This window comes from Frankia torreyi, from assembly GCF_000948395.1.
GTDB lineage: Bacteria > Actinomycetota > Actinomycetes > Frankiales > Frankiaceae > Frankia > Frankia torreyi.
Genome location: NZ_JYFN01000066.1, coordinates 1 through 16,258, shown reverse-complemented (window position 1 = coordinate 16,258; position 16,258 = coordinate 1). Strand labels below are relative to the sequence as shown.

Annotated in this window: 11 protein-coding genes; 4 read left to right on the top strand and 7 right to left on the bottom strand. The window is 72.4% G+C overall.

From position 1 onward, the window contains the following. Window positions 1-63: 63 nt before the first annotated feature. Window positions 64-2,211, bottom strand: coding sequence for an acetate--CoA ligase family protein (locus FF36_RS26605; protein ID WP_044887937.1), 2,148 nt, complete (start codon window positions 2,209-2,211; stop codon window positions 64-66). Window positions 2,212-2,367: 156 nt separating this feature from the next. Between FF36_RS26605 and FF36_RS26600 the strand changes: the two genes are divergently transcribed. Further along, window positions 2,368-3,561 (top strand): PrpF domain-containing protein, encoded by a 1,194-nt coding sequence (locus FF36_RS26600; RefSeq protein WP_044887936.1) that lies wholly within the window; start codon window positions 2,368-2,370, stop codon window positions 3,559-3,561. 45 nt (window positions 3,562-3,606) lie between these two features. Here the strand turns inward: FF36_RS26600 and FF36_RS26595 are convergent, their stop codons facing one another. The 3 genes from FF36_RS26595 to FF36_RS26585 form a co-directional block, all read right to left on the bottom strand. After that, complete coding sequence (locus FF36_RS26595; protein ID WP_242419699.1) at window positions 3,607-3,951, bottom strand: NIPSNAP family protein; 345 nt, start codon at window positions 3,949-3,951, stop codon at window positions 3,607-3,609. After that, the gene (locus FF36_RS26590) at window positions 3,944-4,570 is read right to left on the bottom strand and encodes a VOC family protein (protein ID WP_044887934.1); all 627 of its coding nucleotides are present in this window, start codon (window positions 4,568-4,570) and stop codon (window positions 3,944-3,946) included. The genes FF36_RS26595 and FF36_RS26590 overlap by 8 nt, the downstream gene beginning before the upstream one ends. Window positions 4,571-4,673: 103 nt before the next feature. Then, window positions 4,674-5,975: a winged helix-turn-helix transcriptional regulator gene (locus FF36_RS26585; RefSeq protein WP_044887933.1), complete on the bottom strand. Its 1,302-nt coding sequence runs from the start codon at window positions 5,973-5,975 to the stop codon at window positions 4,674-4,676. Window positions 5,976-6,245: 270 nt separating this feature from the next. Here FF36_RS26585 and FF36_RS26580 point away from each other — a divergent pair, with 270 nt between their 5' ends. After that, entirely contained in the window at window positions 6,246-7,460 is a 1,215-nt protein-coding gene (locus tag FF36_RS26580; protein WP_044887932.1) for an amidohydrolase family protein, read from the top strand. Window positions 7,461-8,023: 563 nt separating this feature from the next. Beyond that, window positions 8,024-9,367 (top strand): glycosyltransferase family 4 protein, encoded by a 1,344-nt coding sequence (locus FF36_RS26575; protein ID WP_044887931.1) that lies wholly within the window; start codon window positions 8,024-8,026, stop codon window positions 9,365-9,367. A gap of 99 nt (window positions 9,368-9,466) precedes the next feature. Here the strand turns inward: FF36_RS26575 and FF36_RS26570 are convergent, their stop codons facing one another. Next, window positions 9,467-10,375, bottom strand: a complete 909-nt coding sequence (locus tag FF36_RS26570; protein ID WP_044887930.1) for a PIG-L deacetylase family protein — start codon at window positions 10,373-10,375, stop codon at window positions 9,467-9,469. A 246-nt stretch (window positions 10,376-10,621) separates the two neighbouring features. On the opposite strand from FF36_RS26570, the gene FF36_RS26565 reads away from it, so the two are divergent. Then, complete coding sequence (locus tag FF36_RS26565) at window positions 10,622-12,370, top strand: sensor domain-containing diguanylate cyclase (protein WP_044887951.1); 1,749 nt, start codon at window positions 10,622-10,624, stop codon at window positions 12,368-12,370. A gap of 24 nt (window positions 12,371-12,394) precedes the next feature. On the opposite strand, the gene FF36_RS26560 is transcribed toward FF36_RS26565, so the two are convergent. Both FF36_RS26560 and FF36_RS26555 read right to left on the bottom strand, forming a co-directional pair. Further along, complete coding sequence (locus FF36_RS26560; protein ID WP_044887929.1) at window positions 12,395-13,849, bottom strand: radical SAM protein; 1,455 nt, start codon at window positions 13,847-13,849, stop codon at window positions 12,395-12,397. Then, complete coding sequence (locus tag FF36_RS26555; protein ID WP_242422894.1) at window positions 13,849-16,131, bottom strand: glycosyltransferase; 2,283 nt, start codon at window positions 16,129-16,131, stop codon at window positions 13,849-13,851. The genes FF36_RS26560 and FF36_RS26555 overlap by 1 nt, the downstream gene beginning before the upstream one ends. Between the last annotated feature and the right edge of the window lie 127 nt (window positions 16,132-16,258).

The following is a 16,258-nucleotide window of genomic DNA, read 5'->3' as shown; positions in this document are numbered from 1 at the left end:
GCGACTTCGGTTCCCGGCGGCGACTTCGGTTCCCGGCGGCGACGTCAGCTTCCAGCGATGACGTCAGCTTCCAGCGGCGACAGCAGCTCCAGCGACGGCAGCGGTTTCCTCGACGAGCACGAGCGCGTCGACGACCGCGCAGCCCGACGGCGAGTAGATCAGGGGGTTGACGTCGATCGAGCCGATCCAGTCCGCGCCGGCCACCCCCAGCTCGGCGACGGCCAGTACCACCCTCGCCAGCGCCGCCCGGTCCCAGCCGCCCGCCGCGCGCAGCCCCCGGAACACGGTCGCCCCGCCGAGCTCGTCCAGCATCGACTCGACGCCCGGGCCGTCCACCGGCAGCAGCCGGCCGACGACCGCGCGGGTCAGCTCGACGAGGATGCCGCCGAGGCCGGCCACGACGACCGGGCCGAGGTCGGTGCGGGCCTGGAAGCCGACGAAGGCCTCGCCGGCGCCGGCGAGCTGGCCCTGCACGGCGACGGTGCGCCGCACCCCGTGGGCCGCGGCGATCTCCTGCAGCTCGGCGGCGACCGCGGCCACCTCCCCGGGCGCGACCCCGAGGCGGACGGCGCCCAGCTCGGTGCGGTGCGCGACGTCGGCCAGCTTGACGACCACCTGGGCGCCGTCGCCGAGCGCACCGGCCCGGGGCGGCCAGTCGGCGGGATCGTCGAGGACCACCCACGGCGCGACGGTCAGGCCGCGCTCGGCCAACAGCGTCATCGTCGCCGCGAACGACAGCATCGGCCCGGCGTCGCCTCGCACCACGTCGCCCGGCCGCGGCGGCGGAATCGGGCGCGGCGGGGCCGCACGGCGCGCGCGGGGCTGCGGCGACAGGTGCCGGGTGATCGCGGCGAGGCCGCGCACCGCGCCGCCGAGCCCGCGGGCGAAGGCCAGGCCCGGCCCACCGGCCGTCGAGGTCCACGACCCCAGCCGCGACTGCTGCACGGTGGTCAGCACGACCGGCTTGCCCGCGCGCCTCGCCGCCTCGCGGGCCGGTCCCAGCAGCACCTCCGCCCGCTCGCGGTCCTCCTCGTCGAGCCACCAGGTGACGACGACGGCATCGAGCGCCTCGGCGTCGAGATAGGTCCGCAGCACGGCGTCGAGCGACTCGCGCCGGGCCATGACGAAGCCGGTCAGATCGAGCGGGTTCACCACCTCGGCGCCGGGGATGATCGCCCGCACCTCGTCGGCGATCTCGGTCAGCTCCGGCGTCTCGACGTCCCCGCCGGCCAGCACGTCCGAGGCCAGCGCGGCGACGCCGCCCGAGGAGGCGATCACGGCGATCCGCTCGACCGGACGCAGCCGGTGCGCGGGGAGCTGGGCCAGGATCGCCGCCCGGTCCATCAGGTCGTCGACGTCGCGGGCGTCGACGACCCCGGCGGCGCGGAAGGCGAGGTCGTAGACCCAGCTCTCGCCGGTCAGCGCCCCGGTGTGCGAGCGCACGATGGCGCGCGCCCGCTCGCTGCGGCCGAGTTTGAGCACGACGACGGGCTTGCCGGCCGCCCGGGCGCGGTCGACCGCAGCGAAGAACGACGCCGGGTCGCGCAGCTTCTCGATGACGACGGTGATGACGCGGGTAAGCGGATCGGCGACGAGGAAGTCGAGGTAGTCGGCCAGCACCGTCACCGCCTCGTTGCCGGCCGAGATCGCCAGGCGCAGGCCGAGGTTGCGCTCGCGGGCCGCCGCCATCACCGCGCGCATCAGGTACCCGCTGGAGGACACCAGGGAGACCCCGCCGGCCGGCACCGCCACCGCCGTCCCGGTGAACAGCGACACTCCGCTGGTGACGTTCACCAGGCCGGTGCAGTTCGGCCCGCACACCGGCAGGGCGGCGCCGGCCGCGGCCCGCGCCAGGCGGTCCTGGCGCTCGCGGCCCTCGTCGCCGGCCTCACCGAACCCGCTGGCCACGACGACCACCCCGCCGCACCCGAGCCGCGCCGCCTCCTCGACGACGCCCACCGACCCCGCCGCGCCGACCAGGCTGAGCACGGCGTCGACCGGCCCGCCGACCGCCCGCAGGCTGGCGACCGTGGCCCGCCCGTAGGCGCTGCCAGGTCGGGGGCTGACCAGGTGCAGCTCGACGGGCGCGGCGAGCAGGTGGCCCACGGCGACATTGGACATGGGGCGCCGCTCGCTCACGCCGACGACGGCCACGGACGCCGGGTTCAACAACCTGCCCAGCGAACCCGCCCCGGTCTCCGATCCCGCCACGTCCTCCCCCTTTCGCCCGGTCCTCCTGCGCGCAGGCCCTGCCCGCGGCAGCACGGTATGCGCGGAACCCTTTCGGTTCGATGCCAGCGCCCCCGAGTCCGCCGCCGCCGGGCCGGCGGCGGCCTAACATCGGCTGTCGCGGCGAACGGAGGAGGAATGACCCCCAGCACGGCCACCGCGATCCCGCTGGTGCTCATGCGCGGCGGTACGAGCAAGGGCGTGTTCGTCTCCGACGACGCGCTGCCCGGCGCCGGGCCCGAGCGGGACCGAGCGATCCTGGCCCTGCTGGGCTCGCCCGACCCGATGCAGCTCGACGGGCTCGGCGGGACGCATTCGAGCACCAGCAAGGTGGTGCTGGTCCGGCCGAGCGAGCACCCGGGCTGCGACATCGACTACCTGTTCGTCCAGGTCGGCATCGACCGTCCGATCGTCGACTACGCCGGCAACTGCGGGAACCTCACCGCGGCCGCCGCGGTGTACGCCCTGGAGGAGGGCCTGCTCGCCGGCGACGCCCGACCCGGCCTGGTGCGGATGTTCAACCGCAACGTGGGGCAGCGCATCGACGCCCTCGTGCCGGCCCCGCCGACCCGCCGCGACTGGCAGAAGGGTGACTGGCGGGAGGGTGACTGGCGGGAGGAGGCACGGCTCGCGGGGATGCCCACCACGGGGCTGGCGGTGCTGACCGAGTACCTCGACCCGTCCGGTCCGGTCACCGGGGCGCTGTTGCCGACCGGCCGACCGCGCGACGTGCTCACGCCGAGCGTCGGCAACCCGATCGAGGTGTCGCTCGTCGACCTGGCGGCGCCGATCGTGTTCGTCCGGGCGGCGGACCTCGGGCTGCGCGGCGACGAGGCGCCGGTCGCGCTCAACGCCACGCCGGGCTTACTTGCGCGGCTGGAGTCCATCCGCGCCGCCGGCGCCGTCCGCATCGGGCTCGCGGCCGACGAGGCCGCGGCCGCGGTCGGCTCCCCGGTCCTGCCCCGGCTCACCATCGTCTCCCCGTCGCCGCAGGCGGGACCCACCGCGCCCGCGGAAGCCGTCCCCGGCCACGGGGCGAGTGCCGGGGACCGGCACGGTGCGGCCGATCTCGTGGTCCGGGCGATGTCCCTGGGACGCGCCCACCACGCCTGCCCGATCACCACCGCGCTGTGCACGGCCGCCGCCGCCCGCACCGCCGGCACCCTGCCGTTCGCCGCCGCCCGCAGCGGCGATCCGGGTTCGGTCCGCATCACCCATCCCAGGGGCGCGTTGACCGTGACCGTCCGCACCTCGCCTGGGAAGATCGTGTCGGTGGGCGTGCTGCGCACCGCCCGGCGGCTGCTGGCGGGAACCGCCTACCTGCCGGGCTGAGCCGCCTCGGTACACCGATGCCGTCGTCGGTCGCACCGGACGGCGTCAGCGCAGGTTCGAGAACGGCAGCGGGCGCAGGATGCTGCTGTGGGTCCTCGCCACGAGCAGCCCGTGTTCGGCGGTGCTGCGCCGGCGCACCTCGGCCCACTCGGGATCCCGGTGGAACTCGGCCCACGCTCGCTGGCGTTCGTCGAGGCCGTCCCAGGCGAGCAGGTAGGTGAGGTCGGGGCCGTCACCGATCACGGTCTCGAAGTAGCCGACCTGACGAAACCCGTGCCGGTCGAACAGCGGCACGGTGTGGTCGGCGAACCGGTCGTGGAGGGCGTCGCGGTTGTGGCCGAACAGCTCGTAGCGGCGCAGTTCGTACAGCATCCGGCGGCTCTCAGCCAAGGGTGGTCGACTCGGAGGTGACGACGAGGTCGTGCAGCGCGGCCGACACCTCGGTGCCGTCGCGGCGGGCCCGCTCCTTCGTCGCCGTCCACGCCTCGAGTGTCCGGCGGGCCCGGGTCGGCCGGTCGTTCCAGTCGGCGACCAACGGCGTCGTGATCTCGAGCCGGTTGCCGTCGGGATCGTAGAAGTAGATGCTGTAAATGATGGTGTGGTCGACCGGACCGAGAACGTCGACGCCGTGGCCGCGCACCCATTCCCGCCATTCGTCGACCATGTCGGTGGTGGGCACCTCCAGCGCGATGTGCCGGAAGACGTCGTGGGCCGGATGAGGGGCCGGCGCCGCGGCGGGCAGGTCGGGAACCTCGAAGAAGGCCACCGTCGACCCGTCCTGCATCCGGAAGAAGATGTGCAGGTAGGGCATGGTGTCCCCGGTCGACGGCACCCGCTCGTGCATCACCGCGGCCACAAGTTCCATCCGCATCACGGTGCTGTAGAAGGCGGTGGTGGCGGCGGCGTCTCGCGTCACCAGGGCCAGGTGGCTCAGGCGGGTGGGCGCGTGCGCGTCGGCGGCGCGGACCGGTGCGGGAACGACCCTGCTCTGGGAGTTCGTGAATGTCATCGATCGTCCTCCTCGGGCGGGACGTTACCGCCGGGAAGATGTCGGTTGACGTTCGATCGCCGGCCCGGTGAACCGCCGGCCCGCGGTCATCCCGCCAGTGCGGTCATCCCGCCAGTTCGGACGCCGGCCGGATGACCAGCGAGAACATGGCGGCGATCGCCACGCCGAAGGTCGTGACGGCCGGGTCGAGCGGGCGGCGGGACCGGCTGGCCAGGCCCAGCCCGCCCCAGGCGGTGGGGCCGTTGAAGATCGGGACGAACAGGCAGCTGTGGAAGCCGTCGGCCGCCAGCGCGCGGGTCGTCTCGCGGTAGCCGTGCGCGCCGCCGACGATGTCGGCGATCTGGGTCGGCTGGCTGGTCTCGAACGCGTGGACCTGGGCGAAGCTGGACCGTAAGGGCACGCCGCCGGCCATCAGCTCCCGCCACCGCGCGGTGTTGCCCCGCTCGGCGACCAGGTGCATGAGCCCGCCGCCGCGGCGGAAGATCGCCGCGGCGTCGCAGGCGGAACTGGTCACCAGCGTGGTGGTGAGGAACTCCGCCGCCGCGGTCTGCGAGGCGCGGGGCAGCCGGCGGGCGATGTCGAGGACCGTGCGTGGCATCGTCAGCGACGTCAGCCGGGCGGCGGCGCCGCTGACGTCGTCGCCCATCTCCAGGACGTTCTCGGTGAACTCGTACCCGACGCCGCGCACCGCGCGGATCAGCGGTGTCGGCCGCCCCGCAATGGTGATCTTGTTGCGGAGCCGGGAGACCTGGATGCGCAGGGCGTTGGTGTCGCCCGGCCCGCCGGCACTGCCCCACAGCGTGCGGACGATCCGGAACCGCGGCAGGGCCCGGTGCGGGTGGCGCATCAGGTACGCGAGCAGGCGGAACTCGGTGGGCGACAGGGTGAGCTCCGCCCCGCCCAGCAGGCAGGTCCGGGCCCACAGGTCGACCTGCAGCTCGGCGGCGCTCAGGTAGCGCACGGTCGGCTCCCAGGTGTCGCTGACCCGGCGGAGCAGGGCCATGATCTGCGCCCCCACGGCGGACTGGTCCAGCCCGGTCGGCAGGGCCAGGTCCGCCCCGTCGGTGAGCACGCGCACCCGGATCATCGGGTCGAGGTCGCCCACGACGATGACCGGGGCGTCGCAGGAGCGGCACATTGCGCGGGTCACTTCGACGGCGAACCGTGGGTCGTCGGTGACGACGGCGATCAGCGACGCCTTGCGGAGCGAGGTGGCGCGGCGGGCGGCGTCCACTCCCCCGGCCTCGACCAGTCGCCACCGCTCGCGGCCCGCCAGCAGGGCCAGCGCCTCGGCGTCGGGCCGGGCGCCGTCGGCCACCACGACGACGGGGCCGTCCAGGCGCACCTCCCGGCGAAGTTCGGCACCGGCATCCTGGGCCCGCTGCGCCTGCGTGTCTGCCCGCATGTCCAGCTCCTCTCGCGACGACGGTCGCGAAGTACACGAATTGCGATGGGCTGTGTGTCGCGTGTCACTCTGCGGATGCTGGACGATATCCCGACTCCTCGGTCAAATGTCAGCGTTCCGCGAGCAGAAGACGGGCCCGGAACGATCCGGGCTTTTCGTGCAGACAAAGTCAGCTTTATCCGGATACGAGTCGCGGCTCGACAGGTAAGCGACATCTTGCCGACGTTACGGTCGGGCTCATCCGCCGGTTCGGAGAGCTGCGAGGCGCGCATGGAACTCCCGAGGATCGAACTCCCGAGGATCGTCAGCACCGATGACCACGTCGTCGAGCCGGCCCACCTGTGGCAGAGCTGGCTGCCCGCGAAGTTTCGCGAACGCGGCCCCCGGGTCGAGCGTCGTGGGGTCGCCGGAATCCGGGTGGTCGGCCCCGGCCCCAGATATGCGCACGATTTCGACCCGAGCGGGCGTCCGGCGGACTGCTGGGTCTTCGAGGATCTGGTCTTCGTCCAGAAGCGCACCACGGCCGCGGTCGGCTTCGCCCGCGAGGAGATGTCCCTGACCTCGATCACCTACGACGAGATGAGGCCGGGCTGCTACGACCCGAAGGCCCGGCTGGCGGACATGGACGTGAACTGGGTCGAGGCGTCGCTGTGCTTCCCGACGTTCCCCCGGTTCTGCGGTCAGACCTTCCACGAGGCGACCGACGACCGCGAGCTCGGCCTGACCTGCGTCGAGGCCTACAACAACTGGATGGTCGAGGAGTGGTGCGGCGACTCCGGCGGGCGGCTCATCCCGCTGTGCCTGGTCCCGCTGTGGGACGCCGACCTCGCGGCGGCCGAGGTCCGGCGCAACGCCGCCCGCGGCGTCCGGGCCGTGGCGTTCAGCGAGATCCCGCCGTTCCTCGGCCTGCCCAGCATCCACTCCGGCTACTGGAACCCGTTCTTCGCCGCCTGCGACGAGACCGGCACCGTCGTGTGCATGCACATCGGGTCGTCCTCGCGCATGCCGTCGACGTCGCCGGACGCGCCGCACGCGGTGAACGCCTCCGTCGCGTTCAACAATGCCATGGCCTCGATGTCGGACTATCTCTGGTCGGGCCTCATGGTGCGCTACCCGAACCTGAAGCTCGCCTATTCCGAGTCGCAGATCGGCTGGATTCCGTTCCTGCTGGAACGGATCGACGCCAAGTGGCGTGACGCCCGTTCCTGGCTCGGCGACGGGGGCCTGCCCGAGCCGCCCTCGCACTACTACCACAATCGCATCTTCGGCTGCTTCTTCGACGACCGCTTCGGCGTCCGATCCCGGCACGACGTCGGCATCGACAACATCACCTTCGAGACCGACTACCCGCACACCGACTCCACCTGGCCGAACACCCGGGAGGTGGCCGAGCGGCTCATGGCGGGCGTCCCCGACGACGAGATCTACAAGATCATGCGAGGCAACGCCATCCGCATGCTCGACCTGGACCTCGACCGCTCCTGACGGTTCACTTCCAGCCCGCCGGCGGGAAGAGCGCACCCGCCCGCGGTTGTTTGATTGCCGGGGTCCGCCGGATCCGCGCACCGCGGTCGGCTCACGGCACGGGATCAACGGCACGGGATCAACGGCACGGGATCAACGGCACGGGATCAACGGTGCCTGTCACGGACGAGACCGCCGAACTCCGCCGCCGGCCCGGCCGTCGAACTCCGCCGCCGCCGGCCCTCTCCACACCAAGGAGCCGAAAGGGACGATAGGTCCCACTTTGAACCGTAACTAAGACCTACGATCCGACCCGGCTGGCCGCCGGACCGCCTGGCCACACTCCACCCTTACGCGAATGTTAACTTTCGCTCGTCGGCAAGCGCGGGCGCGTCCGGGGACCACCCCCCGCAACCGCCGCGACCGGCACGACCGGGGTACCAGCCCCAACTCGTCACCTTAAGTTTCCCTCAAACTCGTCGGAACCAGCGGACCACACGGACGCGCGACCCGTCCACCAAGTAACGTATTGGCGATATTCTTCGCACTCTCTCGTTACGGCACGGCGGAATCGGGGACACCACGTGGCGGAGTCATTGCTCTCTTTACAGCGACTGTGCATTCTCTTCTTCTGCGAGCAGTACCCGCCGGTCGTCTGGGACGGTGCGGGTACCTACACGGCGGCACTGGCCGCGGCACTCGCGCGGCTCGGCCACGAGGTGCATGTGCTGTGCGCGCAGGGTTACCAGATCGCCGACTCCGTGGAGGACGGGGTGCACGTCCACCGACGCCCGTTACTGCGGGTGCCGGTCAGCCGCGCGCTGGGAAGGGTCGGAGCCCAGCTTCGAGGGCCGCTGTACCCGCGTGACTCGCTGACGCTGCGCGCCAGCCTCCCGCTGTCCTACAGCCTCTGGACACGTCAGCTCGGGCTGCGACCGGACGTGATCGAGACGCAGGACGGCGAGACCCGGGCCCTGATCCAGGCGGCGCGCCACTCGGTGCCGCTGGCCATCCACCTGCACTGCCCGACCATGCTCACGGTCCGGCTCTCGGGCCAGCCGATCGGGACGAAGGGTCTGCTCGCCGACCGGTTGGACCGGATCTCGGCCGCCCGGGCCGACGTGGTCACCTCCCCGTCCCAGCTCCTCGTCGACACGCTGCGGGAGCAGGGCTGGCTGGATGACCGCGAGGTCGAGGTGATTCCCAACCCCTTCGACGCGGAGCCATGGCAGAGCGTTCCCGACGTCGCCGACACCACGCCGACCATCGCCTGCGTGGGCCGGCTCGAGGCCTTCAAGGGGGTGGACGTCCTGCTCGACGCCTCGGCGCGGCTGCGCGCGGCGGGGGTGTCGCACCGGCTGGTCCTCGCGGGGCGCTCGGCGGGTGAGATCGACGGGATTTCCTCGGGCGAGTGGCTGGCCCGCCGGGCGTTCCAACTCGGGCTGGACGTGGAGTTCACCGGCCACCTGTCCGGTGCCCAGCTCCAGGAGGTCTACCGGCGGGCCCGGGTCGTCGCGGTGCCGAGCCGCTTCGAGAGCTTCTCGATCGTCGCCGCCGAGGCGATGGCGGCCGGGCGGCCGGTGGTGACCACGAACCAGGCCGGGGTCGCGCCCTTCGTCGAGCGGTGGGAGGCGGGGTGCTCGGTTCCGGCGGGCGATCCGGCGCCGCTGGCCGACGCGCTGGCGCCGTTCCTGCTCGACCCCGCGCGGGCGAGCGCGTTCGGGGCCCGGGGGCGTCTCGGCGTGGTCGAGATCGAACCCGCGGCCATCGCCCGGCGCAAGGTCGAGGCGTACCGGCGCGCCATCGCGCACTTCGGGGCGCAGAACCTGCCGCAGCAACGCCGCCGGTCGAGCCCCCCGGCCACCGGCGCCCTCTACCCCGACCTGCCCGGGGAACGGCGCCGGCACTGGCCCGCCCCCCGCGGCTGAGGCGGCGCCCCGGCCGACCGGCCGACCGGCCGCCCCGGTGGGCGGTGCAGGTCGGCCCGGGGCCCGTCGCCGGGCCGGCGCCGCTACCGGCGCCGGACGCTACCGGGGTCGGACGGCGCCGGGGTCGGACCGCCACGGACGGTCGAAGTCGAGGTGGTTCAGCGCCCCCGCGTCGACGTAGACCTCGTACGGGCTCTGCAGGGTCGCGAGCAGCGAGCCGGTCACCGGCGCGGCGGCGTCGGGCTCCGCGTCCCCCTCCCCCACCTGGGTGGCGTGCTCCGCGAGGGCCAGGCGCTGGCGCGCCCGCAGGCCGCGTGCGTCCACCAGCAACGGGCGGCGTTCCCGCAACCGATGGACCGGCTGGACGAGCAGCCGCTGCGCCGACCAGCCCGCCGACCCGTACCCCAGGGTCCAGGGCCAGTGCGTCCAGAGCCAGACGGTGTATTCGAGCACCTGGCCGCGGTACCCGGTCGCCGCCACCGCCCGGCGGACCGCCTCGTTGGTCGCGTCGTGGTCCGGATGCCCCTCGCAGGAGGTCGGTGCCAGGATCTGCTCGGGCGCGAGGGCGCCGATGAGCTCGCCGAGCCGCGCGGCGACGGCCTCCACCTCCTCGGTGAGCTCCGCGTCGGGGAATCCGAGGAACAGCACGTCGGACTCGTCGACGTCCAGCAGGGCGCAGGCCCGGCGTGTCTCCGCCTTGCGCAGCTCGACCAGCTCCGCCGGCGGCAGCGTCGCCGGCTCCCCGCGGGAGCCATCACTGACGATCACCACCGTGACCGGGGTGCCGGCGGCCCGCTTGCGCAGGATCGCCACCGCGCACCCCAACGTCTCGTCGTCGGGGTGCGGGGCGACCACGAGACAGGATCTCGTCGCCATGGACGAGGTGATGTCGATGCCGCGCCGGGCCCAGGCCCTGCGCCACAGCGAGCGTGCCGGCACCATCACCCGGTCGCGCGCCGTCTCCGGATCCCCCGGGATCACCCGGCGGACCGCCTTCGCCACATCCATCCTGTCGATCTCCCCGTGCGACTGGTCCGATCACGGCCGAGGATCCGATCACGGCCGAGAATCACTGTAGCGAGCGCCTCCGACCTCCCCGGTCGCGACCGGCGACGAGGAACTGGTCAAACCCCGGTGACCTACGGCTTATCGCCGATATCTTCACCGGTGATGCGCATTGTGTCTGACTGATTACCTTGGGCGCGATCGGGTAGAAGGCCCTCGGGACGGGTCGGGCGGAGTGGGTGAGTGGTCGTGACGCAGGGGGAGCGTCCGGACCTTTTCGAGGTACTGGACATTGCGGTCACCGAGACGGGTGCGTTGGACCATCGCATCCGGCGCGTCAACGCGGCCGCCTGCGCCGTCCTCGGCCGTACCGAGTCCGAGGTCATCGGCCTGACCTGGGAGGACATCGCCGTCCCGGAGGACAGGGAACGCTGGACCGCGCAGGCGCGCCTGCGGCTCGCAACGGGTCGGTCCCGGAGCCGGATGATGCTGCGTCTGCTGCGCCCGGACGGCTCCGTCGTCCACGCCCTGTCCACCATCGCGCTGCTGACCGATCCCGACGGGGAACAGTACTTCCTCGCCCATCTCCAGGACGTGTCCGAGGAGATCGCGGCGCACAACCGGCTCCGGCTCGTGGTGGAGAACACCCCGGTGTCGATCTTCCTGGCGGACCGCGACGGCCGGGTCCTGGTGAGCGAGGGGACGGTGAATCCGCAGGCTGCGGCGGGGCTGTGGGAGGCGCGCCAGTCCTCGATCTTCACGATATTCGCCGATCTTCCCCAGGCCATCTCGATCATGCGCAGGGCGCTGGCCGGGGAGCGGGTCAACGAGATCGTGGAGGTGTTCGGCCGCTGCCTCGACGTGCATCTCGTGCCCATCCCGGACAGCGGCGAGGTGGGTTCCGTCGCCGCGGTGGTCACCGACATCACCGAACGACAGCAGGCCGTGGCGAACCTGCGGGTCCGGTCCGCCGAACAGGCGGTGATCGCCGACCTCGGCCAGCGGGCGCTGGAGGCCGAGTCTCCGGCCGCGTTGTGGGAACGCGCGGTGACAGCACTGGCCGACCATCTCGGCGCCGACCTCGTGCAGGCCCACGACGTGGACGAGTACGGACAGCGGGGTGGCCTGCTCGCCCGCGTGGATCGACGCGTCCCGCCCAACACCGCGGATGAGGCCACAGCGGACGGTCTGACGGTCCCGGTCGGGCGGGCCGACCAGGTCCTCGCGACGATCGAGGTGCGGCGGCCGCCGGGCGCGGAGGCGTTCACCGAGCAGGACGCCGGGTTCCTCCACTCCGTCGCCGCGGTGCTCGGATCGGCGGCCATCCGCTTTCGGATGGAGAACGAGATCCGCCATCGATCCCTGCACGACGGCCTCACCGGGCTGCCGAACCGCACCGCGCTGCTCGACCACCTCGACCGGGCGCTGCGCCGCGCCCGCCACGACGACCGCCGGGTCGGGGTGCTCTTCATCGACCTCGACGGCTTCAAGGCGGTCAACGACACCCTCGGACACCAGGCCGGCGACGAGGTGCTGCGGGCCACCGCCGTCCGGCTGGGACAGGCGGTGCGACCCGGTGACGTGGTGGGCCGGCTCGCCGGCGACGAGTTCGCCGTCCTGTGCGAGGACGTGGCCAGCATCGCGGATCTGGCGGCGATCGCCGACCGGGTGCTCGCGGCGCTGGCGGTACCGACCCAGCTGCGGGAGCGCCCGATCGTGCTGACCGGCAGCGTCGGCCTCGCCCTGTCCGGCCCCAAGCTGGGCGACGGCGAAGAGCTGGGCGACGGAGAGGAGCTGCTGAACGCCGCCGACCTCGCGATGTACGCCGCGAAGCGGGCCGGGCCCGGCCGGCGGATCGCCTACGACCGGTCCATGCGCATCCGGCTGACGGACCAGCTCGCCCAACCCGACGGGCTGCGGCACATCCTCGACGCGAACGAACTGATCATGCTGAGACTCGCCGCGGTCTCGGCCCTCCTGCACACCGTGCACTGCTGACCGCCGAGCGCCCCGACCCACCCGTCACAGGGCGGTGTTGATGATCGCCTCGACCAGCGTCCGGCCGTCCCGGGTCAGCGTCACCGTCCCGGCGGACTCGTCGACGCCGGCCAGCCCGCGGTCCGCCAGGGCGCGGAACCGGCCCCGCCACGGCTCGGCGAGCAGGGAGCTGCCGGGAAACCGGGCGCGGTGCAGGCGATCACGCAGCGGTTGCAGGGTGGACAGGGCCATCCGGACCGCCCGTGACTCACGGGCGGCCGGCGAGAACGACGTCGCGGACGCCAGCGGCAGCCGGCCGGACTCGATGGCCGCGGTGTAGCGCCCCCAGGCCACCTCGGTGATCGCCTCCGAGGCACGGCAGCTCGAGCTGCCGCCGAGGCCGATCGCCACCTCGGCCTCCTGCCGGTCCTGATCCACCATGATCGACTTCCAGGTTTCGGGACCGAACCCGGCGCGGGCGAAGTACATGGTCGGATGCTCCACATAACCGGCGCCGGCCAGCCCGTCGGTGAGCACCTCACGCATCTGGTACTGCTCGCCGAGCGTCGGCCAACGATGGCCGGCGGCGGCGAGCCGGTCGCGGTAGGCGGGAATCTGCCAGGCCGCCGGCCGCTCCCCGGCGACCCCGGTCCTTGTCTCGGCATAGGGCCGCAGGTGAAGTTTCGTGCAGACCACCGCGGTCGGTCCGGTGTCCACGACGACGTCCAGGTCCCGGCGGACGCTGTCGACGGTCTGGTCCAGCAGGCCGTACATCAGGTCGACGCTGATCCAGGCGAACCCCAGCCGCTGGGCGTCCCGGATGAACTCCACGCACCGCGCGCCGGTGTGCGGCCGGCCGGACTGCGCCAGCACCCGGTCGTCGAAGGACTGCACGCCGCAGGACAGCTTGGTGACGCCGAGCTCGGCGAGTGTCTCCAGTTGCTCGGCCGTGAGGCTGCTCGGATCGCCCTCGAACCGGATCGCGGTGTCGGGGGTGAAGCCGAAGTTCTCCCGGTAGAACCCGAGAAGCCTGCGGATGGCGGAGGCGGGCAGCAGGGACGGTGTGCCACCGAAGACGTTGAACTCGCCGACCGGCGCAGCCGCCAGGGTGGGCACCCGGTCGAGCCAGAGCCGAGCCTCGGCGATGTTCAGATCCACCCACCGGGCCGCCCGGGCCGCGGCCACCGCGGGTTCACCGGCGATCAGGACCGTCGGGTACTGGCAGAACCGGCAGCGGTAGGAACAGGTCGGAATGTAGGACCACAGGTGGATGGGCGCGGTGTCGACGAGCTGGTCGGCGAGGTCGGCGAGAAAAAGCTCCGGCGGATGGTCGGCCAGATCGCCGGGAAAGACGTGCGCACCGAACGGATCCCGGGCGACGTAGTCCAGCAGTTCCCGGTTCTGCGGCGCGCCGAGTACGGACAGCACCGTCGGAGTCGGGTACGACGGGTCGATCTCCCGCAGAGAGGCCAGTTCCGCGTTCTCGCCGACGATCGTCATCAGAACACCCCGCCGTTGCCGAAGTAGTCGTGGGCCGCGCCCGATTCCCGGTCCTCGCAGTAATAGCGGACGAACTCCCGGAAACGGCCGGCGGGCACCTCACGCAGGCAGGTCGGCAGCGGCGGTGGACGGCCGATGTCCGACCCCGCCGTCGCGCGCAGCCGGGCGAAGATCTCGTCGGCGAACTCGAAGTACAACCGGTAGCTCGGCGTCTTGTAGGCGTGGATCGGAGTGAGGTCGACGACGCGCATCTCGGCGATGATCTCGGCGCTGCGGCGGCCCAGCCGCCGGGCCAACGACGGCGTGAAGAAATCCGCCACGGCGGCGTCGTCGAGCAGGGACGGGGTGAGCAGGACGGGCAGGATCGTGTTCTTCGGCGTGAAGTCCTTGACGGAGAACTCCCACGCCTGCCGTGCCTGCGCCGCGGTGAGGTCCCGGGCTCCGTCGACGGTAAGGTCGGGGTCCCGGATGTCGCGCATCACGATCGTGCCGCCGTGGCCGTACGCCCGGCCGGCGATGACCTCGTCCAGGGCGTGGTCGACCCGCCGGGGATTGATCTCGACCCGCGATCTCGGGGCGTACACGATCTCCTCGCCGGATCCCCGCACCGCGATGCCGAAATCCCAGTCGTCGGACAGGTGCGGGACGAACCGGCCGTCCTGAACCTGATAGAAGATCTCGATTCCGCCGACCTTCTCGTACGCGCCGCGCTCGACCGCGAAGCCCTTTCCGTCGGGAAATCCGCCGAACAGGCGGAAGGTCACCGCGCGGCAGCGCAGGGTCCGGTCGATCGCGGCCCACAGCCGCGGCCGGCCGGCGAAATGCTCGGCGCGGTAGTAGTAGTCACAGACCCCGATCGCCGCCTTTCCCGCCTCCATGGCGACGAACAGCTCCCACAGCCAGGTGGGGTCGACCCGGCAGTCCGCGTCCGCGGAGACCAGGTAGAACCGCCGGGCCGGTTCGGCCTCGGCCCGGGCCCGGCTGCGCGCGACCGCGAACTGCATGCCCGCCCGGCGGGCGCAGGCGACCCCCTGCTCGCCCTCATGGATCACCTGGACGGGGAGGTCGGGATGCGTGGCGGCGAACCCGCGGGCGACGTCGACGGTGGCGTCGGTGGAGTTGTTGTCGACGACCACCACCTCGTACGGCGCCCTGTCCCGCAGCGGCGTCCCGTCGTCGCCGCACTGGCCGTGCAGCGACGCCAGCACCGCCGGCAGGTTCGCGGCCTCGTTGTAGACCGGCAGCACGACGCTCATCCGGATGCCGGCGTCCATCGGCGTGGGCCGTGGTGCCGCCGCCGGCCCGACCATCCCGTCGAGCAGGTCGCGGACCTGGCGACGGCTGCGGGCGAGGCGTCGGGCACCGAGCCGGCGGTTGACGGCGACGGTCCGCCGGCGCGTCTCGGCGTCGACGAGCAGGTCCGCGACGGCGTCGACGAAGTCCGGCGTCGGCAGGTCGCCGGCCGCGAGATCCATCACCGGCGCCTGGAATCCCGCGCTGCCGTACACCGCGTCGTACAGGTCATAGCCGGTGGTGATGTACGGGACGCCGGCGGCGATGGCCTCCCCGATCGGATTGCCGTAACTCTCGTAGTCGCCGGAGGTCAGGAACGAGACCAGGTCGGCGTGGGCGAGCAGATCCCGCACCGAATAACCGCGCCCCGCCGGTCGACCCACCTCGCCGGCGTGCGGGGCGAGCCAGCCGCCGAACACCACCCGGTCGGCCACCCCGAGCCGCCGGGCGAACGCGGCGAGACGCGCGTACTCGGTCGGGGATTCCACCCGGTCGCCGGTGACGAACAGGTGAATGTCGTCGGGCAGCCGTGGATGGGCGAGCAGTGCCGCGAGGAGATGGATGTCGCGGTCGATGCGCTTCTGCGGGATGAGGCGGGTGGGACGGGCGATGAGGATCGCCTGCGCCGGAATGCCGTGGTCCCGACGGAAACCGGCGTTGTGTTCGTCGACGGCGGCCGGCGGCGCGCTGAACGTGTTCGGCAGGACCGCGAGGTGACGCAGGTCGGGCTGCCAGTGCAGCATCCGGCGGCGGGCCTCGGCGTGCTGGACCAGATACTGGATGTGCGGTGAGTCGACGGGGGCGACCGCGTGCGGGTAGGGAAAGGTTCCGTACTTGCCCGCGCCCGGCTCGCTCTGCCACATCAGGTCGTGGTCGCGCCAGAGCACGAATCGGCCGAACCCCTCCTCGCGCCCGTACCGTTCGATGGCCAGGTACAGCGCCCGGGTGTAAGTGATGTTCTCCGGCAGTGTGCCGTTCTCCACCAGCACGAACGAGACTTTGTGCCGCCGCCAGGTGTCGACGCAATACCAGGAACTTTAGGTTCGGATCAGGACTGTGACCACGGTGGGCGGCGGTCCTGCGAGGTGCTTGTCGATCGGCTTCTTGGCGGGGAAC

Coding starts and splice junctions, on each gene's coding strand:
- FF36_RS26585 (WP_044887933.1), bottom strand. CDS start 5,975: ATGCGGGCAGACACGCAGGCGCAGCGGGCCCAGGATGCCGGTGCCGAA.
- FF36_RS26560 (WP_044887929.1), bottom strand. CDS start 13,849: ATGACGATCGTCGGCGAGAACGCGGAACTGGCCTCTCTGCGGGAGATC.
- FF36_RS26590 (WP_044887934.1), bottom strand. CDS start 4,570: ATGACATTCACGAACTCCCAGAGCAGGGTCGTTCCCGCACCGGTCCGC.
- FF36_RS26580 (WP_044887932.1), top strand. CDS start 6,246: ATGGAACTCCCGAGGATCGAACTCCCGAGGATCGTCAGCACCGATGAC.
- FF36_RS26570 (WP_044887930.1), bottom strand. CDS start 10,375: ATGGATGTGGCGAAGGCGGTCCGCCGGGTGATCCCGGGGGATCCGGAG.
- FF36_RS26600 (WP_044887936.1), top strand. CDS start 2,368: ATGACCCCCAGCACGGCCACCGCGATCCCGCTGGTGCTCATGCGCGGC.